The 23154-nt window shown below is 42.8% G+C and carries 32 protein-coding genes and 1 tRNA gene; 8 read left to right on the plus strand and 25 right to left on the minus strand.

Annotated features, from left to right (window positions below):
- The first annotated feature begins 109 nt into the window (after positions 1–109).
- Together PY364_RS17540 and PY364_RS17545 are read left to right on the plus strand one after the other, a co-directional pair.
- A complete protein-coding gene (locus tag PY364_RS17540) occupies positions 110–1786 on the plus strand; it encodes a tetratricopeptide repeat-containing serine protease family protein (RefSeq protein ID WP_275524428.1) in 1677 nt (558 codons plus the stop codon).
- Between the two features lie 80 nt (positions 1787–1866).
- The gene (locus tag PY364_RS17545) at positions 1867–2391 is read left to right on the plus strand and encodes a pentapeptide repeat-containing protein (protein WP_275524430.1); all 525 of its coding nucleotides are present in this window, start codon (positions 1867–1869) and stop codon (positions 2389–2391) included.
- Between the two features lie 126 nt (positions 2392–2517).
- Here the strand turns inward: PY364_RS17545 and PY364_RS17550 are convergent, their stop codons facing one another.
- The 3 genes from PY364_RS17550 to PY364_RS17560 form a co-directional block, all read right to left on the minus strand.
- Positions 2518–3747: an adenylate/guanylate cyclase domain-containing protein gene (locus PY364_RS17550; protein ID WP_275524431.1), complete on the minus strand. Its 1230-nt coding sequence runs from the start codon at positions 3745–3747 to the stop codon at positions 2518–2520.
- Between the two features lie 133 nt (positions 3748–3880).
- Positions 3881–4465, minus strand: coding sequence for a PepSY domain-containing protein (locus PY364_RS17555; protein ID WP_275524432.1), 585 nt, complete (start codon positions 4463–4465; stop codon positions 3881–3883).
- Positions 4466–4768: 303 nt separating this feature from the next.
- Positions 4769–5482 carry a GDSL-type esterase/lipase family protein gene (locus tag PY364_RS17560; RefSeq protein WP_275524433.1) on the minus strand — a complete coding sequence of 238 codons (714 nt, stop codon included), beginning with the start codon at positions 5480–5482 and terminating at the stop codon, positions 4769–4771.
- A gap of 193 nt (positions 5483–5675) precedes the next feature.
- Between PY364_RS17560 and PY364_RS17565 the strand changes: the two genes are divergently transcribed.
- The 5 genes from PY364_RS17565 to PY364_RS17585 all read left to right on the plus strand — a co-directional run bounded on the left by PY364_RS17565 (position 5676) and on the right by PY364_RS17585 (position 8216).
- Entirely contained in the window at positions 5676–5906 is a 231-nt protein-coding gene (locus tag PY364_RS17565; RefSeq protein ID WP_272032574.1) for a DNA-directed RNA polymerase subunit omega, read from the plus strand.
- Positions 5907–5932: 26 nt separating this feature from the next.
- Positions 5933–6565, plus strand: a complete 633-nt coding sequence (locus tag PY364_RS17570; protein WP_275524434.1) for a hypothetical protein — start codon at positions 5933–5935, stop codon at positions 6563–6565.
- Between the two features lie 2 nt (positions 6566–6567).
- Positions 6568–6933: a DUF1818 family protein gene (locus PY364_RS17575; RefSeq protein WP_275524435.1), complete on the plus strand. Its 366-nt coding sequence runs from the start codon at positions 6568–6570 to the stop codon at positions 6931–6933.
- 48 nt (positions 6934–6981) lie between these two features.
- Positions 6982–7055, plus strand: a tRNA-Pro gene (locus tag PY364_RS17580).
- A 180-nt stretch (positions 7056–7235) separates the two neighbouring features.
- A complete protein-coding gene (locus PY364_RS17585) occupies positions 7236–8216 on the plus strand; it encodes a DUF3596 domain-containing protein (protein WP_275524503.1) in 981 nt (326 codons plus the stop codon).
- Here the strand turns inward: PY364_RS17585 and PY364_RS17590 are convergent.
- From PY364_RS17590 to PY364_RS17640, 11 genes are all read right to left on the minus strand, one after another.
- Entirely contained in the window at positions 8205–8576 is a 372-nt protein-coding gene (locus PY364_RS17590; RefSeq protein WP_275524437.1) for a hypothetical protein, read from the minus strand. The genes PY364_RS17585 and PY364_RS17590 overlap by 12 nt on opposite strands.
- Positions 8569–8931: a hypothetical protein gene (locus PY364_RS17595; protein ID WP_275524439.1), complete on the minus strand. Its 363-nt coding sequence runs from the start codon at positions 8929–8931 to the stop codon at positions 8569–8571. The genes PY364_RS17590 and PY364_RS17595 overlap by 8 nt, the downstream gene beginning before the upstream one ends.
- 43 nt (positions 8932–8974) lie before the next feature.
- Entirely contained in the window at positions 8975–9145 is a 171-nt protein-coding gene (locus PY364_RS17600) for an NblA/ycf18 family protein (RefSeq protein WP_275524504.1), read from the minus strand.
- 53 nt (positions 9146–9198) lie between these two features.
- Positions 9199–10089 carry a hypothetical protein gene (locus PY364_RS17605; RefSeq protein ID WP_275524441.1) on the minus strand — a complete coding sequence of 297 codons (891 nt, stop codon included), beginning with the start codon at positions 10087–10089 and terminating at the stop codon, positions 9199–9201.
- The gene (locus PY364_RS17610; RefSeq protein WP_275524443.1) at positions 10086–10622 is read right to left on the minus strand and encodes a BRO family protein; all 537 of its coding nucleotides are present in this window, start codon (positions 10620–10622) and stop codon (positions 10086–10088) included. Before PY364_RS17610 ends, PY364_RS17605 begins: the two co-directional genes overlap by 4 nt.
- Positions 10619–10975: a hypothetical protein gene (locus tag PY364_RS17615; protein WP_275524445.1), complete on the minus strand. Its 357-nt coding sequence runs from the start codon at positions 10973–10975 to the stop codon at positions 10619–10621. The genes PY364_RS17610 and PY364_RS17615 overlap by 4 nt, the downstream gene beginning before the upstream one ends.
- Positions 10976–11398 carry a hypothetical protein gene (locus PY364_RS17620; RefSeq protein WP_275524447.1) on the minus strand — a complete coding sequence of 141 codons (423 nt, stop codon included), beginning with the start codon at positions 11396–11398 and terminating at the stop codon, positions 10976–10978. It lies immediately after the preceding gene.
- Entirely contained in the window at positions 11398–11805 is a 408-nt protein-coding gene (locus PY364_RS17625) for a hypothetical protein (RefSeq protein WP_275524448.1), read from the minus strand. Before PY364_RS17625 ends, PY364_RS17620 begins: the two co-directional genes overlap by 1 nt.
- 2 nt (positions 11806–11807) lie before the next feature.
- Positions 11808–12860: a DNA cytosine methyltransferase gene (locus tag PY364_RS17630; protein WP_275524450.1), complete on the minus strand. Its 1053-nt coding sequence runs from the start codon at positions 12858–12860 to the stop codon at positions 11808–11810.
- 213 nt (positions 12861–13073) lie between these two features.
- Positions 13074–13766, minus strand: a complete 693-nt coding sequence (locus PY364_RS17635; RefSeq protein WP_275524452.1) for a hypothetical protein — start codon at positions 13764–13766, stop codon at positions 13074–13076.
- A complete protein-coding gene (locus tag PY364_RS17640) occupies positions 13763–13939 on the minus strand; it encodes a hypothetical protein (protein ID WP_275524454.1) in 177 nt (58 codons plus the stop codon). The genes PY364_RS17635 and PY364_RS17640 overlap by 4 nt, the downstream gene beginning before the upstream one ends.
- A 152-nt stretch (positions 13940–14091) precedes the next feature.
- On the opposite strand from PY364_RS17640, the gene PY364_RS17645 reads away from it, so the two are divergent.
- A complete protein-coding gene (locus tag PY364_RS17645) occupies positions 14092–14406 on the plus strand; it encodes a helix-turn-helix transcriptional regulator (protein ID WP_275524456.1) in 315 nt (104 codons plus the stop codon).
- Positions 14407–14408: 2 nt separating this feature from the next.
- Here PY364_RS17645 and PY364_RS17650 read toward each other — a convergent pair whose 3' ends face one another.
- From PY364_RS17650 to PY364_RS17700, 11 genes are all read right to left on the minus strand, one after another.
- A complete protein-coding gene (locus PY364_RS17650) occupies positions 14409–16004 on the minus strand; it encodes a hypothetical protein (protein ID WP_275524457.1) in 1596 nt (531 codons plus the stop codon).
- A complete protein-coding gene (locus PY364_RS17655; RefSeq protein WP_275524458.1) occupies positions 15973–16239 on the minus strand; it encodes a helix-turn-helix transcriptional regulator in 267 nt (88 codons plus the stop codon). Before PY364_RS17655 ends, PY364_RS17650 begins: the two co-directional genes overlap by 32 nt.
- Positions 16240–16318: 79 nt before the next feature.
- Complete coding sequence (locus PY364_RS17660; protein WP_275524459.1) at positions 16319–16828, minus strand: hypothetical protein; 510 nt, start codon at positions 16826–16828, stop codon at positions 16319–16321.
- Positions 16829–16892: 64 nt separating this feature from the next.
- Positions 16893–17291, minus strand: coding sequence for a phage virion morphogenesis protein (locus PY364_RS17665; protein WP_275524461.1), 399 nt, complete (start codon positions 17289–17291; stop codon positions 16893–16895).
- Positions 17279–17455 (minus strand): hypothetical protein, encoded by a 177-nt coding sequence (locus PY364_RS17670; RefSeq protein WP_275524462.1) that lies wholly within the window; start codon positions 17453–17455, stop codon positions 17279–17281. The genes PY364_RS17665 and PY364_RS17670 overlap by 13 nt, the downstream gene beginning before the upstream one ends.
- Before the next feature lie 4 nt (positions 17456–17459).
- Complete coding sequence (locus PY364_RS17675; protein ID WP_275524464.1) at positions 17460–18086, minus strand: hypothetical protein; 627 nt, start codon at positions 18084–18086, stop codon at positions 17460–17462.
- Positions 18083–18364, minus strand: coding sequence for a DUF6527 family protein (locus PY364_RS17680; protein WP_275524466.1), 282 nt, complete (start codon positions 18362–18364; stop codon positions 18083–18085). Before PY364_RS17680 ends, PY364_RS17675 begins: the two co-directional genes overlap by 4 nt.
- Positions 18357–18791 (minus strand): hypothetical protein, encoded by a 435-nt coding sequence (locus PY364_RS17685; protein ID WP_275524468.1) that lies wholly within the window; start codon positions 18789–18791, stop codon positions 18357–18359. Before PY364_RS17685 ends, PY364_RS17680 begins: the two co-directional genes overlap by 8 nt.
- On the minus strand, positions 18769–21792 hold the full coding sequence (locus PY364_RS17690; RefSeq protein WP_275524469.1) for a hypothetical protein: 3024 nt from the start codon (positions 21790–21792) through the stop codon (positions 18769–18771). The genes PY364_RS17685 and PY364_RS17690 overlap by 23 nt, the downstream gene beginning before the upstream one ends.
- A gap of 141 nt (positions 21793–21933) precedes the next feature.
- Positions 21934–22593, minus strand: coding sequence for a hypothetical protein (locus PY364_RS17695; protein ID WP_275524470.1), 660 nt, complete (start codon positions 22591–22593; stop codon positions 21934–21936).
- Positions 22594–23106, minus strand: a complete 513-nt coding sequence (locus PY364_RS17700) for a hypothetical protein (RefSeq protein WP_275524471.1) — start codon at positions 23104–23106, stop codon at positions 22594–22596.
- Between the last annotated feature and the right edge of the window lie 48 nt (positions 23107–23154).

A 23154-nucleotide genomic window follows, 5' to 3' on the forward strand; every position in this document is an offset into this window, starting at 1 on the left:
GGTACGTTGTTGCGCTTCAGCGCATCTTAATTCAGCGCATCTTAAGAGCGATAAAGCGCAACAACGTACCTAATATAAGTCATATCAAAAATAATGTGATGTAAAACAAATGAATTTTTATTCTGGAATTTCGGCAGCGCTGACAGGTGCAGCTATTGTGCTAGTTCAGCCCCAAATGGCAATGGCTTTAACTGCCAATCAAGTTAACCAAATTGCTTCAGAGATTACAGTATTAATTGATGGGATTAATCCTGGTTCTGGGGTGATTGTAGCCAAAAATGGTAATACTTATTATGTTCTTACAGCTAAGCACGTTGTCGCAACAGAAGATGAATATGGGATCGCTACCAATGACGGACGGCGATATTCTTTAAACTACCGTAATGTCAGAAAATTACCTGGTTTAGACTTAGCTTTGTTGCAGTTTACCAGCGACCAAAGTTATAGAGTTGCAACTTTAGCTAATTACGATTATGATGCTAAATTTAAGTATGTTTTCGTTTCTGGCTGGCAACAGTCAAAATTGCGTATCGCCAATAGGCGGCGGTTCTTTAATGCTGGATTATTGATTAGCGATGATTACAAGTTGGCTTTTATTAAAGACCCTGTTTCTGATGGTTACGATCTTTTCTATACTAATATTACTGAGGTGGGAATGAGCGGTGCTCCTGTGTTAGATACTCAGGGGCGAGTGATTGGCATTCATGGACAGTCTGAAGGTGAGAAAATATATGATGCTAAGTCTAGAGAGATTTATCGCGTTAAGCTTGGTTTCAGTTCTGGCATACCTACAAATAGGTTTTTGATGGCTGTTCAGCAGTCAGGAATTAAGTTAAGTTTAAAAGTAGAAAATTCGCCACCTTTGGAGTTGACTCAACAAGAGTCTCGCTCGATAGAACCTTTTTTACAAGCTTCTACTATTGCAGGTAGTTATAATGCGGTTGATTGGTCAAATCGCGGTAATGAATTGTATCGTCTAGAGCGATTTGAAGAGGCGCTTTTAGCTTTTGATAAGGCGATTAAGATTAATTCAGATTTTTATCCAGCTTGGTATGGTCGCGGCAATGTGTTATCTTCAATGGAGCGGTATCGAGAGGCGATCGCGGCTTATGACCGGGCAACTAAAATTAAGCCTGATTTCCATTTAGCTTGGCGCGATCGCGGTGCTTTGCTAGCTTTTTTGAAGCAAGATAGAGAAGCTTTGGCATCTTTCGATAAAGCAATTCAATTCAAACCTGATGACTATGTTGCTTGGTATATTCGGGGTGATTTATTAGCAGGAAATTTGCAGCGTTACGAGGATGCGATCGCGTCTTATGACAAAGCAATTAAAATTAAACCAGATTTTGCACCCGCCTGGACTGGTCGAGGCGAGGCGCTTTACGATTTGAGGCGCTATCAAGATGCGATCGCATCTTTAGACAAGGCAATTCAAATCGATCCCAAGCAAGGGGAAGCCTGGACTCTTAAAGGAACGCTGTTACTGGAGTTGGAACGTTATTCTGAAGCACTCTTAGCTTACGATCGTAGCATTGCGATCGCGCCTGATAACTATCAATTGTGGATGCTAAGAGCGGCGGCGCTTGTGGGCCTCAAACGCGAGTCTGAAGCGAGAAAATCTGCACAACAAGCTCTGAAACTGAAGCCTAATGACCGTGATATTTTAAACTTTATTAATGCCGTAGGCCCAAGAGGTTCAACTTCAGACTCGGCTAATTCTGTATTGAATCGGCCGCGCTATGAAAGACCAAATCCTTCTAAACCGGCACCTGGTTTGCTTTGGTAAATGGGAGCTATTTGATTTTTGATGCCAGAATTTTGCATAATGGAATTGGATATTTTTCTTTCTCCCCAGTCCCAATTTTTATGGTTGCAAAATTCATTAAATCAATTTTACACCGTTTGCTCAGCCTGATAGTAATTTTATTTCTGGCTTGTATGTGGGTGATGCTGAGTGCTACTCCCGCCTTTGCGTTGCCGAAAACAATTGTTAATTACACTAATATTAATTTGTCGAATCGGGATTTTTCCAACGCTGATTTAGCAGGAGGAACTTTTGTTGCCGCTGAGATGCGAAATACCAATTTTCAAGGCGCTGATTTGACTAACGCAATTTTAACTAAGGGAGTTTTGCTGAATGCCAATTTGTCAAGTGCAAATCTCTCCGGCGCTTTGGCAGATAGGGTGACATTTGATGGCGCAAATCTGACTAATGCTAATTTTACAGAGGCTATTTTGACTCGGACTAGATTTTACGATACTGCAATTTTTGGTGCTGATTTTACTGATGCGATTATTGACCCGTATCAAGTTAATTTACTGTGCGAGAAAGCAGAGGGCGTAAATTCAGTGACGGGGGTTTCTACGCGAGAAAGTTTAGGATGTCAGTAAAAGCTATGGGCTAATAGCTAATAGCTTTTCTATCTCTATAAGTTATAAAAACTATTCTTTGATAACTTACGTAATGCCTCCCAGAGGGAGGAGTTACGTAATCTGTCCTAATCATCTTGGTAGTTGTTATATTAGCCGCCATGCAATTAAAGCTGCCGTTTTACCTTTAGCTACTATCGGTTCGCAAGGTTCAACTTGTAGATGTTGTGACATCGCTTGATAGACAGCATCGGAAATAGTAATCGCACCACCAGGCGTGGCACTTTCCAATCGCTTAGCCGTGTTGACTGCATCTCCAATAACTGTGTAAGTGCGAACATCCTCACCACCAAATAGCCCTTCAATCACACTCCCGCAATGCACGCCACATCCCGCCCCAATTCCATAAATTTCAAGCAGTTTAAATACCGCTTTATTCATAGATTTAGCCGCAGCAATTCCTTGTTGGGGTGTTGCATAAATTACCATAATTTCATCACCTGTAAAGGTTATTCTTAAAGGCTGAAACTGAGCAGCTAATGGCTCAACACACCGGTAATATTCATTAAGTATGGTAGCAACTCGAGCGGGAGAAGTTTTTTCGCACCAACTTGTAAAACCGCGAATATCCATAAATAAAATCGTGCGATCGCACGCTTGAAAAGCCAAAGCTTCCGGATTATTAAGTGCTGTTTCTACTACATGACTTCCCATGCCCCATTCTGCCATATTTCCTAGTAGTTGGGCTGTTGCTTGTAGTTGCTGCTGCTGTTTGGCAACCTGTTGCGACTGCAAACCTAAAAGTAAACCAATAAATACCATACTCCAAGTAAGAAAACCGTGCATTGCAGTCCGCGAAAATGTCACGATTAATTCTGGATTAATCATTAAAGACTGAGATTTAATCCCAACAACAACATAAAAAGCTACCACCATTAGAGCTCGCACCAAGCTTTCTAGTGGAATCAGCCAATAATCGACACTTTTAACCCAAAGGAATCGCAGTCCTTGCAAAGTAGCAATCATCAGGGAAAATAACCAAAAGACTGCATGAGAGGGGTCTTGGAAAAAATCTAGCCCATCTAGGGGTACATCAATCAGCGTATATATACTTACGTTGATCAGGTTGCCCCAAAAACGGTTGCAGTTAGATTTCGAGAGATACCAAGCTTGAACTAACATTCCAACTACCAGTACATATATAGCTGGATCGGTGATAAATTTGAACCAATCAGCGAATATGAGACTTGATAAGCTCTTAAGAATAAAAAAGTGTCCACTGTTGCTCAATATCTCAGTTAAAAAGGCACTCGTGCGGTTTCCTTTTAGCTGATTTTTCCATACATTTTTTGATTGTTGATGAGTTTGCTTTGTCATAGCATTTGATCAAGGCTTGGCTAAAATAGCCATTTTTGTGATACATCAATCTTCACTTGCCAGTAAGTCCAAGGTCAAGGAAATCACCAAACCAAAACTAAAAATCTAATTATTTTGATTCTAGTAGAACAAGCTAGCTATTGTCATCTGTTTGTGACTGCCGTTTTTTGCGAAAAATTCCAGTCATATTGATTCCACTGATTAGCATCAATATAGCTCCCAAACCAACCAAAAGTACATAGATTGGCATCAGAAACTCTCCTAGGTATTCTCCTTGGTGGATATTTAGTAAAATCTCTCCTGTCCTGTCGGAAATATTAAACCAAGTTATGCCAATTGTGTGGAGTAAACCTGTCAGCGCACTGACTGTCAAAGGCAAGAAAATAATCGGTGCAACTATACGATGAACTTTACGAAAATCAAGTTTTGCTCCTTGTCGTTCGGGACGGTTCCCACCAAAGAGTTTGGTCATCGTTAGCCCACTGACAATTATTCCAATCGTTCCTAAAGCAACCATAAACACATAAATTGGTACGAGTCGGTCTCCGAGAAATTTTCCTTGGTGAATCTTTATAAAAATTTCTGATGCGTCGCCTTCTATGCCAAACCAATTTTCTGCCAGCCGATAGGCAACTCCCGTTAAGGCTGTTAATAGTAAAGGTAGGAAGATAATCGGTGCAATTTGGCGGTGAAGTTTACGAAAGTTGGCGGTAGCCATCTATTAACTCCTATTTGTTAGTTTTTTTGTTGTTGAAAAATCAGACGAGGATGCTGATATCGAATAACTTAGCAATTGCTAAATAGCAATTAGCAATTAGCAATTAAACGTAACATAAGGTGGGCGCTCGCCGCCACAACACTTGTAAACGTAAACGTAAGGTGGGCGCTCGCCGCCACAACACTTGTAACTCATAGCTAATTTGGTTGTCGGCGAGCGCCCACCCTACAAGCAGAGAAGCGTTTATTTATGTTTACCTAATTAGCAATTAGCAATTAGCAATTAGCAATTAGCAATTAGCAATTAGCAATTAGTAATTTTTTGTTTGGCAATCTGGTCAAGGGGTTCCCAGTTGAGGACATCTTGCAGTAAAGATTGATAACCAACTACGTTAGGATGAATGCCATCTGAAGAGAGACGACAATTACACCAATCATTACCTCGATTTAGCCATTTTTCAAAGATATCTAAATAGGGGATTTGGCGTTCCAAACACGCTAGGCGAGTTGCTTCCTTATATTTATACTGGTCTGCCTGGTTGTAGTACAAACAATTCTGAAATGGCATTTTGCTTTCATCAACAGGAACCATGCCGACAAATAGGACTGGACAAAGTTGATGGGCCTGGTCTAATAAGTGATGCAAAACTGTTTTAAAATGCTCGAATTCAGTATAGTTGCGACCGTGAGGTAACTGAACTCTGGGGGAATCGTTAACGCCTACGGAAAGAATGATGGCATCTGGAAGACGATTTCTCAATTCTCCTCGATGGCGAAATTCGTTTTCGAGGCGTTGAGCCACTTGATAAACGCGATCGCCTCGTACTCCTAAATTGTAAAGGACATGGCCCGGACTATCACTATCGGGTAACATCCACAACCGCCGCAGTCGCTCTACCCAGCCGCCACCTTCGTGATCGCCAAAGCCGTAAACTAAGCTGTCCCCCAAGGCTACGAGTTTGAGGGGATGAGGATTTACTTGATGCAACCGAGGAAATGAATAGGCTACTGCTGCCATAATCTAAAAAAAGTGAGTAAAAGAATTTACAGAACTATTTCCCGAACTGAGTACAGCGTTGTCCGCGCTTTGAGGTCTGAACGGCATTGGATGGGACTAGCAGATGTTATACTTTTGCGTAATGCCGTTGGCAGTGTCAAGAATCTTGACATAATAAAATAGAATGTAACATTAATGTAAGGTGGTTAGTCTCATGCTTAAGCGTCCAACGTTCGATTCAACTCAGTTAACCCGTCGGGCGGAGGAGTTGATCAATGCAGCTTCTAATCGCTACCGAATTACGGTACAAGTGGCAAACCGGGCGAAACGCCGTCGCTATGAAGATTTTGATAATATGGATGACCATCAGATGAAGCCTGTGATGCGGGCGATTTTCGAGATGTCGGATGAGCTGACACAACCGGAAATTATTGGGGATTTGTAAGTAGGTTAGGGGTTCTGTCGAAAACTGTGAGAAATTTTAAGCTAGTTTTAGGTTTTGCGATCGTCGCTCTGAGTGTGGCGTGTCTCACTGTTTTGGGGGGGATTTTTGAATCAGGGGAATTGAGTGTTTCGGCGCGATCGCCTTTAACTCTGGCAAGTCCCCAGCCAACCCAGGTGCAGCGGTTGGCTCAGCAACCTCTACAGGAGTTACGGGTGAGTGAGGCATGGCGGTTGGTTTATCAACAGTTGCCTGATTTTCCAAAGGAAAATAGTTATGTGTCAAGGGAGACTGGGAAAGTCGATCCGAACAATACTTTGGTGGGGCGGTTGATTCGCTATCATTTATTTGTGAAGGGTCGCCCTGGTAATTATCGTCTGGATTGGAAGCTAACTTTAGCTGACTATTTGGGGGCGACTCCTGAGTATTTGGAGGAATCGGTGTATCCAGGGGGTGATGTGTTGCGGGTAAATCCAATGGAGGGCGATCGCACTGTGATTCAATGCCTCAACCGCGCTCAGCGGGATGCTTTGATTCAAGCTTTGGTGGATATTTTTAATGGGAATGCTCCGAGCGTACCTGCTGTGGGTAGTCAAGAGCGATCGCCTTCTGAAGTACCACCAGCACCGCAACCAGGGGATGCCAAGCTATTGATGCCGTAAGCATGGAGCGCGTAATTAAGACTGGTGCTGGTTGGCGTTTAGGATGGAACCCCAAGGCAGTAGAATTTAAGGGTTTAGTGGGTGGAGACGATTGGGCGATCGAGTTAACAGAAGCGGAGTTGAATGATTTTTGCAGGTTGTTGGGGCAGTTAGCCCAAACGATGAGTCTGATGGCTGCTGAGTTAATGGATGAGGAGAAAATCGCCTGCGAACTGGAAAGCGATTTGCTATGGATGCAAGCCGAAGGCTATCCCGAAGCTTACAGCATAAAATTGATTTTGAATACGGGGCGGCGGTGCGAAAGTTCTTGGGAGGCGGCGGCGGTTCCTGGTTTAGTACAGGCTGCACAGGTTTTAAAAGTTTTTTGAATTTTATTTGACTTTCCTTGATATTGATGATATATTGGAGAAATGTGTCGGGGCGTAGCGCAGCTTGGTAGCGCACTACTTTGGGGTAGTAGGGGTCGTGGGTTCAAATCCCGCCGCTCCGATAGGCGAAATCCTTTTAAATTAAGGATTTCGCTATTTTAATGGTTATTTTAGACAGTTTGCCATTCTCAATAAGGGGTGACAGAATATGACAAGCACAAACAACGAGTGCGATAAAACTGCGATACTGCGATATGCCCAAAGGCTCCGTAAATATAGAGGTTTTCAAGAATCGGCTAAGGCTGGTTTGGTCGTGGCAGGGTAAGCGCTTTTACCTATACATAGGATTGCCGGATTCCCAGGCAAACCGAAAGGTGGCCCAAATAAAAGCCCATCAGATTGAGTTGGATATTGCTGGTGGGAATTTCGACTCGTCTTTGGTGAAGTATAAGCCGCCGCAGAAAGAGGAATCGCTAACAGTATTTGAGCTATTTGCTGAGTTTGTCAAATACAAACAGCGTCAGATTACCCGTCCGACTCTGGCTAAATATGTCGGGTTTCAAAGTTACATAACCCAATTTTTCAGGGCTTCATCAGCGATCGCAGTGACGGAATCTCTGGCACAAGACTTTCAGGAATGGCTCAGCCAGAGACTAGAGCCGATTACGGTGCGAGAGCGGATTGTTATGCTCAATGCCTGCTGGAAATGGGCAATTAAGAAAAAATTACTCAGGGAAAACCCCTGGTCAGAAGTCAAATCTCCCGTACCGCCAAAACAGCCTCCTCAACCTTTCACTAAAGAAGAAATCGCTTATATTTGCGCTAAGTTCCGGTCTGATAACAGACTTCAGCACTACGCTGATTATGTAGAGTTTAAATTCGGTGTCGGACTTCGCACCGGGGAAGCGGCGGCGCTGTTGTGGCGGCATTGTTCTCCAGAGTGCGATCGCATCTGGATTGGTGAAAGTGTCAGCAATGGTAATCGCAAAGCTGCTAAACGTAACAAGTCGCGCACTGTGCCGCTTACACCTAAACTTCAGCAACTCCTTAAAAATCGCCGACCGGATTTACCTGAACCCCATCACCCCATTTTTACTAGCATCGAGGGGGGACTGATTAATTCTAAGAATTTCTGTCGCCGTTATTGGAAGCCCGCTCTTGCAGAGTTGGGAATCGCTAACATCGCATCCAGAAATGAAGCAACCAATGTTAAGAACGCTGTGCTGACCATTCATTTGTTTTCTACGCTTGGCTCCCATATTTTTCTCACCTCAATCAATTAATATTTTCTCTAAATCCGATACTTTTATCTCCCCTAACTCCCACTTCTCCCAGATGCTTAACTCCGCTTCTAATAAATCCCACTTCTCCCAAATAAGCAAGTTTAAAAGCCTCTCTGCATCTCCAATTCTTACTTGAATTGAATCCCAAAAAATATTGCCAACATAAGGTGTCCAGGTTTGGATTGTCAATAAACAAATGCCAATCTTAGCGATATTGGCACTCGGTTTTATTTCGCACGGTAATCCTATTTCAGATTCAACATTGATGACATCATCAATCTGAATTCTAGTGCAGCGACCCGTAAAATTACCATTGTTATCGTTCACGGCGACCATAATATTAACGAATGTTTCAGTCATATCTTTTGTCTGGATAAATTGGTATCATTCCCCGTTCCCATCGATAGGGAATTCGCCAAACGTCAAAAATGGAACATAGAAATTCGGCGGTATTTGAATCAGTAACTTGAAGTGTATAATCAGACTCAATTCGGCTTCCAGACAGCAGCGCAATTAAGCGAACCGCAGAGCGCCTTGTATTTACTCTGACGAATTCCGCGCCCACCCAATCACCGTGAAATATCAAACAAATCGGCAACATTGGGATTAGGCAAATGTGCAAATATAAATCCGCATATTTGTAATCCCAATAAACCCCAATCCATAAATCTCTCGGTTCAAATTTTAACTCGCATTTGAATTTCGATTCACTCATTTTTACACCTCACTACAACAGTAATTGAATGGAGCCATTGGTATCAAATTCCTTCTTTCATCCAATGCTTGTATAGGTTTTCTCTCACCATGCTCTGTCTGAGCACTTCAACTAGATACTCTTGCGCTTGTTCAAGGCTCAATTGTTTAACTTCCTCGCGCAAAACTTGCAGTTTGAATTGTTGCTCTAACGTTAAACCCGAATCGTTTTTCATAAAAACCTCGCTTAGTAAGTGGGATGAACAAGTCTTGATTGTTTGAATGGTGTTCATACTTCCACCTCATTAATTGGGGTACAATGGTGAGCATAAACATCCTCTATTGAGCCATCTGAGCAGCTAACTTTGACTCCTGTTAGCCCTGAGCAAGCCGTGTTTTCCTCAGTTATTTTTGTAATTTCTCCGACTTTTTTATCAAGAGCGATAAAAACTTTCATTCCTACTGTAGGGTTCCAGTTTATGTCCCAATGATTATGTGTCTTTATGGTAGTAGATGAAACTGAAAACCTTTTATCCCATCCCTCAATGTCGTCATTGTCATCATCGTAATAAAAGAGTGCGTGGGGCAGAGTCTCAACTGGTTTTTCCGTCTCGAACAAACTTAATTGTTTGACTTCGGTGCAATTTAAAACCTCCGGCTTGAGATAAAAAAAGCAGATACAACAGCGCTCTTGCTGGACATAATCTATGCCGTGCGGTTGCTTGTTATCGAATTGAAAGCAGTCGCCTTCTCCTATTTGAAATTCCTCTAAATTGTCGGCACTCTGGCAATTAGAAATCCGAAAAATGCAGTTGCCAATGACGTTGATTTGTGCTGCCAAACCTTGACTTTTGCCTTTAATAAGAGCGTAAGCTGGGGCATCGCGATGAACGCTTATGCGAGTTCCTTTGGGATACCAGAGAATCAAGCCTTGATGAAATCCCGGTAATAGTTTTTCGCCAATTTCTTCAACTGGTTTGGTGATGTTGCTGATAATTTTGCCGACAGGGGTTGCTGTTGGTTTTTTTCCTAACCCGACGCGAAGGCGGACTGGCATCTCTAATCTACCTTTGGCGTAAGAGGATAAAGAGGGGGCCATTATTTTTTTATTTGCCCGACACCAGTTCTGAATTTCTTTTAATCCCGCCCCTTCAATTCGAGGTAGTTTAGTGATGCTCATGCCACCACCTCCGCAAGCTTGATAATGTCGTGTTCGCACTCTCTGTCCAGATATCGAATGGCTGCGTGATTGGCCAAAAGCATTAGTATTTTTGCTTCTCTATCACCGTTCTGTGAAAGCTTGATTATCTGTCCCAGTTTGAACGCTGGGTTGGGCGGCTGCTGAATTAAAGCTGGCAGATTGTCAAACAATTGCCCCAATTCTCCCAGGGGCATTTCACCCTGGTAACGCCCGTTACGCCTGATACTCGGTAACACTTCCTCCAGCACCCATTCCTGAAAATGCTGTGCGGCGGGCAATTGCGATCGCATAATTAACTGATAAAGTCCGGGTTCGCTGATGAATTTCGGCTTTGAACCCCGCCGCCGTAAGTCTATCTCGCAGATATACTTAGGGCTAACGTTATCGCTCAGGGTTTGTGAGGGATTTCTATACCCCAGTATTTTTGTCACCGCCGCCGCTGCAAACCAGACTTCCTGATTTTTGATACAGACGCAGACTTCTTCAGAACCAAACTTAAATGTGGAATTCATGCACTATCTCCTAATTGAAATAAAGGTTCCCGTGACCAGTGCTGCATTTCCTTCGGTTCGTAACGCATTATTGCAGTTTTTCGTGCCCCTTCTTTTTTTCTTGACTTTACTGGCGAAAGCTCTACTGCTCCATAGATGTTATTTGTTTCTTTTTGATATGTATTCGCCGAAGCGTTGACGAATATATCTAAATCAGGCTGTGAATACGACGCTCCCCCAACCCCGTAACTTTCTTTGAGAAATTCCCCTAGATAAAACACAAATCTGTCACAGGGAGATACTTTTTTAAATTTGGTGCAGAGTGCGATCGCTACTTTACGAAAATCTAACTCTTTTTCTTTAATTAATCCCATTTATTTTGCCTCCATGCTTAAACAATATCTGCCACCAATTCGCAACCCTAACCACTGAACTTTGGGGGCGATGGGACAATTCAAACCTTTTACAATACCCTGTCCGGGATTGTAAAAACTAAACTCCACAGCTTCTTCCTCCATGTCCTCCTCTGAGTAAAAACAATTCTCATTTGAGAGAAACTCCCCTAGCTCCCCGTGACAGAGACAATCCCAACCAAAGTCAAAATTTTCCAGAACATAATCAAGAACTTTTTGACATTCTGTGCAGGTATAAAAATGCCTAAACTCGTCATAGAGTGCATCAACTTTATGTGCTTCTTCGCCTATTTGAATCCTAGCTCCACACTCAATGCAGCGGTGTCTTTTCCTTACCCTGACAAGACTGCTTTCATAAATTTTAGGTTGCTCACAATCGCACATTATTTAACCTCCAAAACTGATTTTGCTATTGCTCTTAATTCTTGAAGCGGGACAATCAGACCCTCCCCAAAATATTTAGTATTTTTGACTTTGACGGTGCGATATTTTGATTTCCAAATTGATAAAATATCTCTCATCTTTTTCAGACTTAGGCAGTAAATAATCTTGGGATAAACGAAATAGATTAACCATTCGGCTTTTGCTGTGTATATCCACCCCGGTGTTAACAAATCGCTACGAGACAACAACTCTATATAGGCATTTCCTGTTTTGTAGGATAAAAAATCCGTTTTATACTGAACGGTTTTCTTATTGCTACCAGCAAAAAAAATTCTGTCGATGCCTATATAATCTTCTTCTGCGGAAGCAGGGAAAATTTTGTACCATTGATAGAAAATGGTATCCAAAATTAACTCGCCCTCTTGGCCAAGCCAGAGTTGGTTTTTGAAATTGTAGGTTTGCATTGAGTCAAACTCCGTATTAGAAATTCCATGAATCTAGGTGGTACGGCGTTGCCTATGCTATGCCCGTCTACCGCTGTTTTCCCCGACCATAAATATGAATCTGGGAAGGATTGCAGCCGAGCAATTGCTTTGATGCTCAATCGCTTTATTTCCAGCCCATCTACGACGTTTATTGCCGTTGGTCTGGAGCAATTGGAACAAGTAATTGTCCATACTGGCTGACAATCCAAACGAGCCATATTATCCCTCCAAGCACCTGAACCCTGCCGCTCTACGATTAGTTTGGGCATCGCTTTATGGATTGAAGCTGTCAGACAAAATCCTGGCTCCAATGCGCCTTTAGTCGTGAATTTTTCATGACCGAATAGGTTTTGCCCTGCCATTAGTCTCGGCAGTTTCTTGTTAATTGAAGCAATTTGTTGAGGCGTTAGAGTTGATTCTGGTAAATCTGGAATTAAATCTTGTATAGCCTCGAACCAAGAAACCTTTGATTCACACCAAGGTTGAATAACTGGAGCAAATTCATTCAGCGTCGCCCACAGAACCCACCTCACCCGATTTTGTGGAACGCCATAATCTGCCATGTCAATTATCCCATCCTGCCACCAATAGCCAAGCTGGTTTAATTTGTTGATTAAGGCGTTGTATGTCAAGGATTTTTTAAACCCTCGGACGTTCTCTGATGTGAATATTCGGGGTTTTAAATCCAACCATTTCAGGCACTTTAACCCCAATTCTTTATCTTCTCTTTCGGGAAGTTTCTTTGACCGAATATTGCTGTGTCCCTGACAGGGAAAAGAAATGTGCAGCCCTTCAATGCCTAGAAATTGAGCAGGGTTAATTCGCGAGTAATCCGCTACAATCCCTTCACCAATATTTGCTCTGTAAATTTCAATTTGTCGGGGGTCTATGTCGATGCCAATTACTTCAGATGAAGTAGCATTTTTGACTCCTAAAGAACTACCACCGCCGCCGCATCCTAAATCAAGCCAAGTCATGATACTACTCCTGTTGAGTGGTATCTTTTGCCAACTCGCTTAACCTTTTCCTGGAACTCTAACTTGTGTAAAATTTTCAAAACGTGAGAGATAGGCAAGTTCAATTCATCGGCTATTTTCTCCTTGGTTAGCTCCCTATAACTCAAAATTTTCAAGCATTGTGGCAAATAAGGATTCGTCTCATAAGCAAATGATGACGATTTAGTATTCCCGCTACGCATATTTAATCTCCAGTTGTTCGTAATACTGATTCCACTCCCAGTTAGGGTTTGGGAGACGCTTAATCCAGATATTTTTCACAGCGCCATTGGTGTAGCCGCGAGTTGATTTTCTCGGTCGGGTTTTTTCTGTTTGTCCAAATAGAGAGAAACCTGCTGCTTGATAAACTTTGCCGGTATGCCCGACTGAAGTATCCGCGTGAGCGATTATCAGCCGCAGATGGTATGGAAGTTCTGGAAAAACTGGTGGGTGATGTTCAATCCAGTCGCGCTGAACTCGTTTGAGAACCTTTGCGATCGCACACGACCCAATATTCGATGCGTGCCCGCTCGGTTGCCGACGCTGAACTAGGGGCGATATCCACAGTCGGGAAATAGTTAAAACCTGCCATTGCGTCAGTTCTTCTGAATCTGGCGACCACTGGCGTTGGGCAATGAACAGCCCTTTTTGCTTTGTCCAGTGCGGGACTGCCATTATCAAGCAGCCAATCGGCTCCCCATCCAAATTGATTGAGTAAGCGAAAGGCATTGCCCGTCGGTCAACAGCCTTGTGAAGATAGTGGTTTGCCTCTACTAATCGCTGACTCCAGCCTAGTTCGCAACGTTCGACATTAAGTCTGGATTTAAGAGGGGTCTGACCCTTTGCCCCACGATGTTTTTTATCGGCTATGAAGCTACTAACAGTCATTTTTCACCTACTTGTGCGTATGGCTTCAACCCTCTTGAACTCACAAATTCTTCTAAAGCCTGAACAAGAAGTTCCTTGGGCTCCCTTTCTTCCTTTAGGGCAAGAAAGCAGATTTGATACCAGATTGATACTGGGACAAATCCCAAACGCTTCATTTTTTCCGGCGTTTTCATCTAGTTTTCCTTTCGATATTGATAACAATCATAATCTTAATCCCGTCGTTTTGTCAAGATGTCTTTTTGGAATAGACGATAAATCCGGTCATTCAACTTCCCAAAATGCCTGTATTGATAAAGAGTGTGCGGAGGGGCATCAGGATAGGGGCATGGACAAGCAAAAATTGATGAGATTGATTAAAGAAGCGAGGGGAGAGCGCTCTCAACGGGAATTTGCTAAGCTGATAGGAACCAGCCAAGCGACTATCAGCGATTGGGAAAAGGGCAAATATGTCCCGACTCTCGAAAATGCGGAGATACTGGCTCAGTGTTTGGGTATTGATTTAACAGAATTCGTGGCGAGAGCCGAAGGCCGAACCCGCTCGACAAGTTTTGAGGAATTGCTGCAAGCAATCGATTACGCCGATTGGCCTCAATTAGCTCAGATTCAGCGTGCGATCGCTCATAGGATGGAAAACCATTAAGGTCAAGGTCGCGTGAATCGTGAATTGTATTCTGAGAGAAGGTTTTGAGGCGCGGGTATGCTGGTATTGGGAGCGCCGGATATGGGAGGCGGCAACGAATTAGCCAGTATGAGTGCATGGGCCAAGTCGGGGGAATTCCCTTTAAGACGCTCAATTGTAAATTTTCGCGATTCCACTTGAATTGCCGAATCGCCGTCGGGAACAGCAAAGTGAATTTTGCATAATTGGGTTCGGAGTTTCTCGGTGTGAAGCCCCAATAAAATGCGAAGGTAACGGGTTTTGATTTTTTCCTTAAGTTTGTAGTGGTGTTCGGCTTTCAGGTTCTTGAACTGTTTGGGTTTGCTAGATTTCTCTGCCCAGCAAATGCCAACTATGACAATCGTTCTGCCTGCTAAATCTGCATCTGCCCTTACTTTGATTCTTAATTCTGACACAGCGCCAGCACCCACACCAATTGCATCAATGCCGACGGTAACAGGAATTGCGTAAGGAAAGCTTTTAATGAGGGATAGAACCTCTTCCACCAATCGCCCTATATCTTCGCCATCTCCGTAAGTTGGCAGAGTATGGTATTTAAACGCTACGCCCTGCTGAATTGCTGCTAGAGCGTGTTCATCGCCCCCATTCGCCACATCCACACCAATAGTTATGCCACTATTATTTAATTTAAAATCTGAGATTATCGCTGCCTCAAACCATGACTCAGGGCAAACTGATAAATCAATATCTGAGGGAAATTGGGCGTTAAGCCGACACTTCCAGTAAATACTATTTTCCCCATAGGTTTCTCTGACCTCCTCAATCCACTGAGGCGATACCGCACCTGGTATTTTCTGCGGTAATTCAAGAGGATTTAAACCGGGCAGTAATCGGTGTATTTTTTCTGCCACAGTTCCCGAAACAATCTCGATTTCTTGATAATAAGGCTCTACGTTTGGATGGCTCCACACCGCTATTTCAATCGGACTTCTTTTCAAGCAATGCCTGTAAAATTCTGTCCCCGCTGAAGTGGGATTTCCTAACGCTAATAATCTGTTCCCTGCACCTGTTACACAAGCGATCGCGCCATCCCAAACCCCTTTTAAGTTACGGGCATTCGCTTCATCAATTATTAATAATAAATCTTCATCATGGATGCCTTGGAAAGATGACGTATCCTCCGCTGTTGTTCTGGCTGTAAATCCTATTGCGCTACCTTTTCCGGCATCTAAAGTTAAGCTGCCTAAATTAAGTTTGCCTCCAAACACTTCCTTATTATTGCTATGGGCTTTCTCAATTTCTCGCCATAATAAGTGCTGCACTTGCCTTCTAGTTGGCGCTGTGGTTATCGCCATTCCGCCTCTGGCAAATACCCACCACAATACTAGCCATGCCGCTACGCTCGTTTTGCCTACGGCGTGTCCTGCAACCGCTAAAGTAATAGGGTTTTTGATTACAGAAATTAATATTTGCTGCTGTTCGTTCGTTAGTATTTTGTCTAAAATTTCAGAACAGAATTCTACAGGCTTTTCTCGATAATGTTGAATATTCGTAACAGCAATTGTAGATTTTCCCTGACAATACAATTTAATTTTCTTCTGGGTTGCTTTTAGTAACACTGCTAATATCGGCTCCAGCCGGAAGTGCTAATAATTCGCCAATTGTACAATTAAAAATTTCACACATTTTGTGAACATAGTGTATTTTAATTGAAAGGACTGTATCCTCCAAATATTGGTAAGTCCGAACATCTTTTAGACCAATTAACTCAGCTACTTGGGGTTGAGTTAATTTTGCGCGAATTCGCATCTCTTTTATCGAAGTTAGTCGAGTTCTATTATGTCGCTTAGCCATTAGCCTTTTTCTGATTGCAATCAGATTTATTATCAATACTAAAAGGCTATGTCTTTATATACAACGAAAAAAAACACCGTCATTTGATTTGCGGTATTCCAGGGAGGGAATCAGTTTTCCGGCTTTGGCGAACGGTAAGAAGGGTGATACTGATTCTCGCGTCGGACGGGTTGCCAGAATGCGTCCAGCCCGTTTCGATAGGTTGGACATCGGTAATCACTGCCGGTCCGATGCGCCGCTTGCCCATTAAAAAATCTACGGTTTCAGGGCGGTATTTGCCATCCTTGACATTAAGCAAATCAGTTAATGCCGTAATGACAGGTAAATAGGATTTTCCCCGACAGTATCCCGTCAACAACAAGTCTGGCAAGGTGATGGTGATGCCAGAAGTGTAACCGTAGTTCAATTCAGGGACGGTGATGCCATGTGCCGGCACAGGGTTATATCGCGCTTCTTTCCCTTGCCCCAGTTTTTCAGGATTGAATAAAAATTCCCATCGGGTATCCTCACCGATTAAGAAAGTCTGTACTTTGCCGTCTCCATGCCCATCATTGGGTGCAGAATTAAAAACTGATGTTGAAGAAAACATAATTGCTAATTGCTAATTGCTAATTGCTAATTGTTAGTTGCCGAGTTCGACTAACCACTAACCATTAACTAAATTCCTCTTCAATAGCTGCTACAATTTCATTTGTTACCGCATCTGGCATAAATTTTCTATCTCGAATATATCGAGTTCCTTCTTGATGGAAACTGCCCACAGGGGACGTATTGTAAATCGTAAGGTTACGACCTACGGCATTCCATCCGTAGCCATTGGCAATCGAACCCTTAACATGAAGAATCCCTTGTCTCCCTACAACTTGCCGTGCTTGGATTCCCAAAGGATACCACGCCCGTCCGGTGTTTGGGTCGCGCTCTGCGGAAAAAGAGTTTTTTAAATCGCTTACGATTTTTCTCCCTACTTTTCGCAGTGATGGCTCTGGGTTCTCTAATTTTTTAATTATTTCTTGGTAAGATTCCCAGTCAAAAAACTTAGCTATGATTTGCATATTTCCTCCCAACGCCAACCTAACAAAAATCTCTGCCAAAATCTGATAAACTTGTTAGGTGCGGGTTTGTCAAAAAAGATTACTACGGCATTTGATTCAGGATGAACGTATAGTTTAGATTTGTATCCATCGGGGGTTAAAGTTAGTGCACTTCTCTGTGTCATTTTTTTAAGGAATAAACGGCGGGGTACGACCGTTAAGTAAGGTGTCAGAATTAGAATTGGTTCCTCCCCCCAACAGCCAATCAATCGGGGTGATGCCATCCGCAGAACCGCCTAATCCAGCTATCTGACCGGCTGTATTTAGTATATCCTGAAATTCATCTGGAATGTCAACGCCAGCATCCTCCAAAATAGAGATTATTTCTGATTCATCTGTACCATATTGCCTTAAAGAGTTGGGAATTTCTACGCCAAAACTTTCTAATGCGCCTGCTAAATCAGAAATAGGTCGTTCCCCTTTTATTACCGCTAAAATACTCTGTCCTGCGCCAATATAACCCTCATATTCTGGTGGCACTTTTACCCCTAATTCTTGAGCAATTCCCAAGAAGGAGCGGGGGTCTGATATGTCAATCTTTGATGGGTCAAGCCTCGTTCCATCAAAGATTGATTGTCCTGTTATTTTTAAAATATCCCTGAAGTTCAGGGGTGAGCCAATAGCTTTGGATGCAATTTGACTTATTGATTTGCTCAGAATATCATTCAGAGGTAGCCGCAAAAATCCGCCAACTTTTCTGGCGGCGACTCCCTCTATTTTATCCCTGATACTATCTGGTAAAGGTAATAAACTCATACGCTAATAAATTCTCCATTAACTAACCAACCATGCCACCCGCACCCATCTTTATGCCAAATTGAAGGGCGGATATTCAAACTTTCAACTGCTTCTGGGTCGCCAACAACTTCCCATCCTTTCCCTGTTGATTTGTCGTACACTGGCAAAAACGAATCTCCCCCACATCCTACGCAGGTGTATCTATATCCTGCTAAGGTATGGTCTGAGGAATTATACACAGGTTTTAATGCACCTGGAACTGGATTGTCATCGTCTCGCCATCTAGCTTTAATCATTATCATCTCCTAAATCTGGAGGCTCAAATACTTGACTTTCCGGTACGTTAAATTTATCGGGAGAGTATTCAATAATTGGATACCATCTTTCGTTATCTCTCCATTTTATATACATCATCCATTTGTTATTATTGTCATGTCGTAAAGTCACCTCAACTTCCGCAACTTCCTCAACGAAATCTTTAATAGCTTTTTCTATTTCTGCCTCTATTATTAACCGCTCAGAGCCAGGACGGAATAATAAATAATCAGTTGCATAAGAGGGCCGTAGAACTCGCTCTCCAAATTTGGTATCGATTACAGAAATTATTTGCTGTACGATTATATCTTCATCTTCGGCAGTTGCTAAATTCCCATCAATGAATTGTAGTGGGTATTTTATGCCACGAACAAGGGGTTTGAATTTAGAGTAGCTTTGATAATTCATGTCTTAATAATTCTCCCATTTGTTGTGAAATATCACGGGCGGATAGTTGTTGTGAAGGCTGATTATTGCTAATGTTGACAACTATTGATTCAATATTCATTGATGATTTTCCAGGTGTAGCCTGTTTGATTGTTACTGATTGAGGTTGGGGTGTTATACTTCTTTCTCGCGGATTTGCGGCAACGGTTAAAGTGGGAGTGGAATTAACAATATTATTTGTTAATCTATTCGTAGAATCATTATAATTATTCTGCCTAGAACTGGCCAATAATGAGGATATTGAGCTGAAGCTAGAAAAGTTTGAAACAGTTTGCTCTCTGTTTGTTGCAGATTGCTGAATAATCCGAGCAAGAATTTTGGGTAAGGATTGTTTAGGAATAATTATTTCTGAGGAGTTGGCGACAACTAAAGAAGCGCCTGGAGAGTTTTTGGTTTCAGTTTTAATTGTTTCTAAAAAAGACTGAATATTTTGTCCCGCATATTTAGGTTTGGGAGAAAAAAGGTTTAGAAATTGATTAAATACACCGCTAGAGGATTGACGGGGCAAGGACGGTGTTGAGGGAGAGGGAGATGGGGAGGATATAGAGGATATAGGGGATATAGGGGAGACGGAAGCAGATGGGGAAGGAGAGGGGATAAAACCACCAATAACAGGAATCCTGCGTAAAGAGTTTTGCAGTTGTAAACCTGCATTTTGGATGGCTTTAACGATGTTATCCCAAATATTGACAACCAGTTTAACGAAAGTATTAATCCGATTCTGAACGGAAGTTGTAAGGCTTTGGAAGCTAGAGATAAAGGAATCAAATGCAGATTTGGCATCTTTTTTAATGCCAGAAAGCCAAATGGAAAAATTAGAACGGAGGTCGGCGATAGATGTGATAGTTGAGTTATAAATATAATCGATTCCAGTCTGGATAAGTTGCATTTGACCGTTCCCGTTAGCAACCATTGCATCGCCCAAACTGTTGATTTCAACTCCTGTTGATTTGCTTATCTGAGACAAACGCTCAACGGCTGATAAGCGGATGATTTCAAAACCAGCAGCGATCGCACTACTAATCCCGTCAACCTTAATACCAGTCAAAGCTGATGCTTCAGTTGCCCAATTCCCAGCAGCATAGGCAATATCTTTATTAGAAGCACCCATTAACCGGGCGAAGAGGTAAAGGCTTCCTGCGGTAGCTGAGAGCGCCAAACCAGCCGTAGCTAACCCGCCAGCCATTAAGCCGCCACCTAACGCCGTCGCCACTCCTGCCCCAATCCCTGCAAAAGCGGTTTGAATTGGCACGACTATCGCCGCTGCTAACGGGACGACATAATTCAGTAATCCCGCCACTAACGCCCCTCTCAATGGTGTCAGGATGGCCGCCGATACGATACCTACAACTTGGGTAGCTAACCTAGCGAACGCCAGAGTTGCCAAGGATGTTGCCAAATTTACCGTTATCGCAACTCTTACCACTTTCGATATGGCTTCTCTCAATTTCCCATAGTCGATTTTTGCCAGTGCCCTAACGAAAGCACCCGATATATTTTGAGCATCCCCCGCACTCGGTTTGATAACTAATCCCGTAATGGCATCAGTTATTAATATCGCTAAATCCGCCCCAATATTTATCACTCCTGGCAAGAAATCTTCAATAATTACTCTTGTTAATACCCTTTTAATTAGCGTTACTCCGGTGGTAAATTCCTCGGAATTTATCACTATTCTTACTGTTTGCACCGCCTCAGAAATTCTGGCAAAAACTGAGTCAACCATCCCCCCTATTCTATCTTTTACTTTGGCGGCGATATCTCCTACTGATATTTTTGCCCCCATATCCAGAATAGGTTTTAATCCCGCTGTGGGTGACTTATAATCATCTTTTGTTGAGGTTTCCGGCATTTTGAAATTAGGAACTATGCCCAAAAACCTACCAAACAACGCTTTAATTCCAGACTGTAAAACTGTGGCGTTTTTCGTTCCTGTTTGCTCAACAAATCTTGAGATATCGCTAACCAGAGCAGAAACTTGAGAAATCCCAGAATTGAACTTGAGCAACCCCCCATAAATAACCTTCATCGGGTCTATCTGGAATCCTAACTGATTCAAGATTTTGCCGATACCAAATAACACCCCATCGGAACCAATGATGAGGCTGAGGGTTTCATTATAAGCAGAGAAAACTGATTGTACCCCTTTCATGTCGGGCTGCAAATCTCGCATCACACCAAAGATGCCAGCGGACGGGTCAAAAAGTGCCGTGTTAAAATTCTGCATCAACCCATCGACGGATTCCCCAGCCGCTTTTTTGAAGTCGTCCGTGATTAATTTCTGGGAAGCAGCAGTAAGAATTTTAACGCGAGTTTCAACGGAAACATCGTTAAGAGATTCGGCATTTTGAGATTTTAAAGCTCTGTCAATTTCATCTAAAACTGCCTTATTTTGCTCAAAGAAAGCAATTTGTCTCAATCCAGCAGTTGTAGCACCTCCCAAGGCTTTATTGATAGCAAGAGAGGTATTAGCAGCATCTTTAGTCGTAGTAGCCGTTAACGCACCAAAATTCTCAGATAATTCCTTAGTAGCACCCTTCCACCCCTCAATATTAAGCGTTCCTTCGGGGTTCTTAAATGCTTCTACCAATGAGGAAGAAATGCCTTGAGCTAATTGCTTGTAATCGTCCGTTACCCCAGGTAAGATTGCGGCGGATTTAGCAAGTTGCTGATTCAAATCTTCGACCGCAGTTTGAGCGCGATCGTAGGTGATATTTCCTAAGCTGGATAAAGCAGAAGTAGCCGCAATAGTTTTTATTTGGGTGTCCGTCGCCGCTGCAATTGAATTAGTAAGAGAGGCGACTGAATTCTGAATCGCTCCCAATCCAGCATCAAAAGCTTTAAGTGCTAATCCACCGCGAAAAACGCCACTTGTTATTGCGCCCGTCAAATTCTGAAACCCGCTCATTGCTTGGCGGGTGTCTGCGGTGACAATAAATTCTACTCTGGGGCGGCGGCTCACTTCTGCTGATTCTCCTTCTCAATTATATGATTGTAAATCCTCAATAACCCATGCCATTTTTCTAATGGCATTTTCTCAAATTGAGATAACTTACTAAAGGATTTACCGTTTAAATAAAACGTGACATTATAAAAATCCCACTCACTCACTGAGTAAAGGGCGAAAAAAGTCATCTTCCATTGCCCTAATTATCATGGCATCCAGCAACGGAAGCCCTAGAAATTCAGCAACTTTAAAATATTTTTCCAAAGGCTTTTCCCCGCCTAATTCGATTACCATTCTAGTTGCTATCTTAGCTACTTTCTGGGCTTCCGTCAGGCTAGGATTGAGCTTGATAGCGTTGATTTTTTCTATGTCTTCGTACCGCAAACCCCTAAAGGTTACGCTCTTGCCATCACTCAGAAAAGTTTTCCTGCTAAAGTTCTCAGTAGTAAAGTAGCCGAATTTTCCATCTCCAAACGGTGTGGCTTCTTTGGAATAAGGGACAGAAAATTTGCTGATATCTTCAGCCAGTTTCTTGAATTGCTGATTAACGACACCCATTTCCGACAGCGGTCGTTCCCGCCACCAGTCAGGAGACTGCTTAACCCCATTCACTAATGCTATTTCTGGAATGGAATTCAAGAAAGAATCTTCCTCAACGGGTTCATCGGAATCGATATCTACCTCTCCTTTCTCTCCTTTCTCTCCTTCCTCACTTTCCTCTTTACCGATTGGTTTTTTCGTAACAAAGAGAGAAAGGTGTTTGATTCTCAGGTCTATTTCAACCTTGTTTTTTCCTAATAAAAATTGAGTTTTCATTTATTGAAATTTCCAGTCTTCTACTGCTAAAGTTAGTTCAACCATTGCCACGTTCGCCGAAGTTTTATCGGCAGTGGGAGGGGGTAATTCGATAGGGTAACAGTTCGCGTACCGAATCGGTTTCCCGTTAGGGCGAGGCTCATTGTTGCAGTACCGAACTGGTTGCTGGATTACGATAATCGGCGGCGGATTATCTAACACGCACCAGTTGTCAAACCAGTCGAAAATGGGTTGGTCTCGCTCCGGCCAGAATGGTTTTGAGATGACCAGATTCTCTACTTTGTAAGGCCCTGGAATGGGTAGCAGGATTTTTCTGACACCATCTGACCAGTCCGCTGACTGACGGGTTTTTTTCGCTCCTGACTGCTTCTGCCAATACTCTTCCCCTGTTACTTCCGGGATTTGCAGTAGGAAGTCCGATTCCGTCAAAGGGGGAAGTAAAAAACCAGTTCGGGCATTAAATCCCGCCCCTCTGTTTCTCTGACCTTGTAGCGTATCTCCAGCAAATGCCATAGTAAATATTTGATTATTTGCCTAAAATAGAATGATAATCTATTCATT

Origin of the sequence: Kamptonema sp. UHCC 0994 (assembly GCF_029167235.1) — a bacterium.
In the GTDB taxonomy this organism is placed as follows: Bacteria; Cyanobacteriota; Cyanobacteriia; order Cyanobacteriales; family Microcoleaceae; genus Kamptonema.

Excerpts from the sequence above, each read along its gene's own strand:
- PY364_RS17540 (WP_275524428.1), top strand. The coding sequence starts at position 110 with ATGAATTTTTATTCTGGAATTTCGGCAGCGCTGACAGGTGCAGCTATT.
- PY364_RS17545 (WP_275524430.1), top strand. The coding sequence starts at position 1,867 with ATGGTTGCAAAATTCATTAAATCAATTTTACACCGTTTGCTCAGCCTG.
- PY364_RS17550 (WP_275524431.1), bottom strand. The coding sequence starts at position 3,747 with ATGACAAAGCAAACTCATCAACAATCAAAAAATGTATGGAAAAATCAG.
- PY364_RS17555 (WP_275524432.1), bottom strand. The coding sequence starts at position 4,465 with ATGGCTACCGCCAACTTTCGTAAACTTCACCGCCAAATTGCACCGATT.
- PY364_RS17560 (WP_275524433.1), bottom strand. The coding sequence starts at position 5,482 with ATGGCAGCAGTAGCCTATTCATTTCCTCGGTTGCATCAAGTAAATCCT.
- PY364_RS17565 (WP_272032574.1), top strand. The coding sequence starts at position 5,676 with ATGCTTAAGCGTCCAACGTTCGATTCAACTCAGTTAACCCGTCGGGCG.
- PY364_RS17575 (WP_275524435.1), top strand. The coding sequence starts at position 6,568 with ATGGAGCGCGTAATTAAGACTGGTGCTGGTTGGCGTTTAGGATGGAAC.
- PY364_RS17590 (WP_275524437.1), bottom strand. The coding sequence starts at position 8,576 with ATGACTGAAACATTCGTTAATATTATGGTCGCCGTGAACGATAACAAT.
- PY364_RS17595 (WP_275524439.1), bottom strand. The coding sequence starts at position 8,931 with ATGAGTGAATCGAAATTCAAATGCGAGTTAAAATTTGAACCGAGAGAT.
- PY364_RS17600 (WP_275524504.1), bottom strand. The coding sequence starts at position 9,145 with ATGAAAAACGATTCGGGTTTAACGTTAGAGCAACAATTCAAACTGCAA.
- PY364_RS17605 (WP_275524441.1), bottom strand. The coding sequence starts at position 10,089 with ATGAGCATCACTAAACTACCTCGAATTGAAGGGGCGGGATTAAAAGAA.
- PY364_RS17610 (WP_275524443.1), bottom strand. The coding sequence starts at position 10,622 with ATGAATTCCACATTTAAGTTTGGTTCTGAAGAAGTCTGCGTCTGTATC.
- PY364_RS17615 (WP_275524445.1), bottom strand. The coding sequence starts at position 10,975 with ATGGGATTAATTAAAGAAAAAGAGTTAGATTTTCGTAAAGTAGCGATC.
- PY364_RS17620 (WP_275524447.1), bottom strand. The coding sequence starts at position 11,398 with ATGTGCGATTGTGAGCAACCTAAAATTTATGAAAGCAGTCTTGTCAGG.
- PY364_RS17630 (WP_275524450.1), bottom strand. The coding sequence starts at position 12,860 with ATGACTTGGCTTGATTTAGGATGCGGCGGCGGTGGTAGTTCTTTAGGA.
- PY364_RS17635 (WP_275524452.1), bottom strand. The coding sequence starts at position 13,766 with ATGACTGTTAGTAGCTTCATAGCCGATAAAAAACATCGTGGGGCAAAG.
- PY364_RS17640 (WP_275524454.1), bottom strand. The coding sequence starts at position 13,939 with ATGAAAACGCCGGAAAAAATGAAGCGTTTGGGATTTGTCCCAGTATCA.
- PY364_RS17645 (WP_275524456.1), top strand. The coding sequence starts at position 14,092 with ATGGACAAGCAAAAATTGATGAGATTGATTAAAGAAGCGAGGGGAGAG.
- PY364_RS17655 (WP_275524458.1), bottom strand. The coding sequence starts at position 16,239 with ATGGCTAAGCGACATAATAGAACTCGACTAACTTCGATAAAAGAGATG.
- PY364_RS17660 (WP_275524459.1), bottom strand. The coding sequence starts at position 16,828 with ATGTTTTCTTCAACATCAGTTTTTAATTCTGCACCCAATGATGGGCAT.
- PY364_RS17665 (WP_275524461.1), bottom strand. The coding sequence starts at position 17,291 with ATGCAAATCATAGCTAAGTTTTTTGACTGGGAATCTTACCAAGAAATA.
- PY364_RS17670 (WP_275524462.1), bottom strand. The coding sequence starts at position 17,455 with ATGACACAGAGAAGTGCACTAACTTTAACCCCCGATGGATACAAATCT.
- PY364_RS17675 (WP_275524464.1), bottom strand. The coding sequence starts at position 18,086 with ATGAGTTTATTACCTTTACCAGATAGTATCAGGGATAAAATAGAGGGA.
- PY364_RS17680 (WP_275524466.1), bottom strand. The coding sequence starts at position 18,364 with ATGATTAAAGCTAGATGGCGAGACGATGACAATCCAGTTCCAGGTGCA.
- PY364_RS17685 (WP_275524468.1), bottom strand. The coding sequence starts at position 18,791 with ATGAATTATCAAAGCTACTCTAAATTCAAACCCCTTGTTCGTGGCATA.
- PY364_RS17695 (WP_275524470.1), bottom strand. The coding sequence starts at position 22,593 with ATGAAAACTCAATTTTTATTAGGAAAAAACAAGGTTGAAATAGACCTG.
- PY364_RS17700 (WP_275524471.1), bottom strand. The coding sequence starts at position 23,106 with ATGGCATTTGCTGGAGATACGCTACAAGGTCAGAGAAACAGAGGGGCG.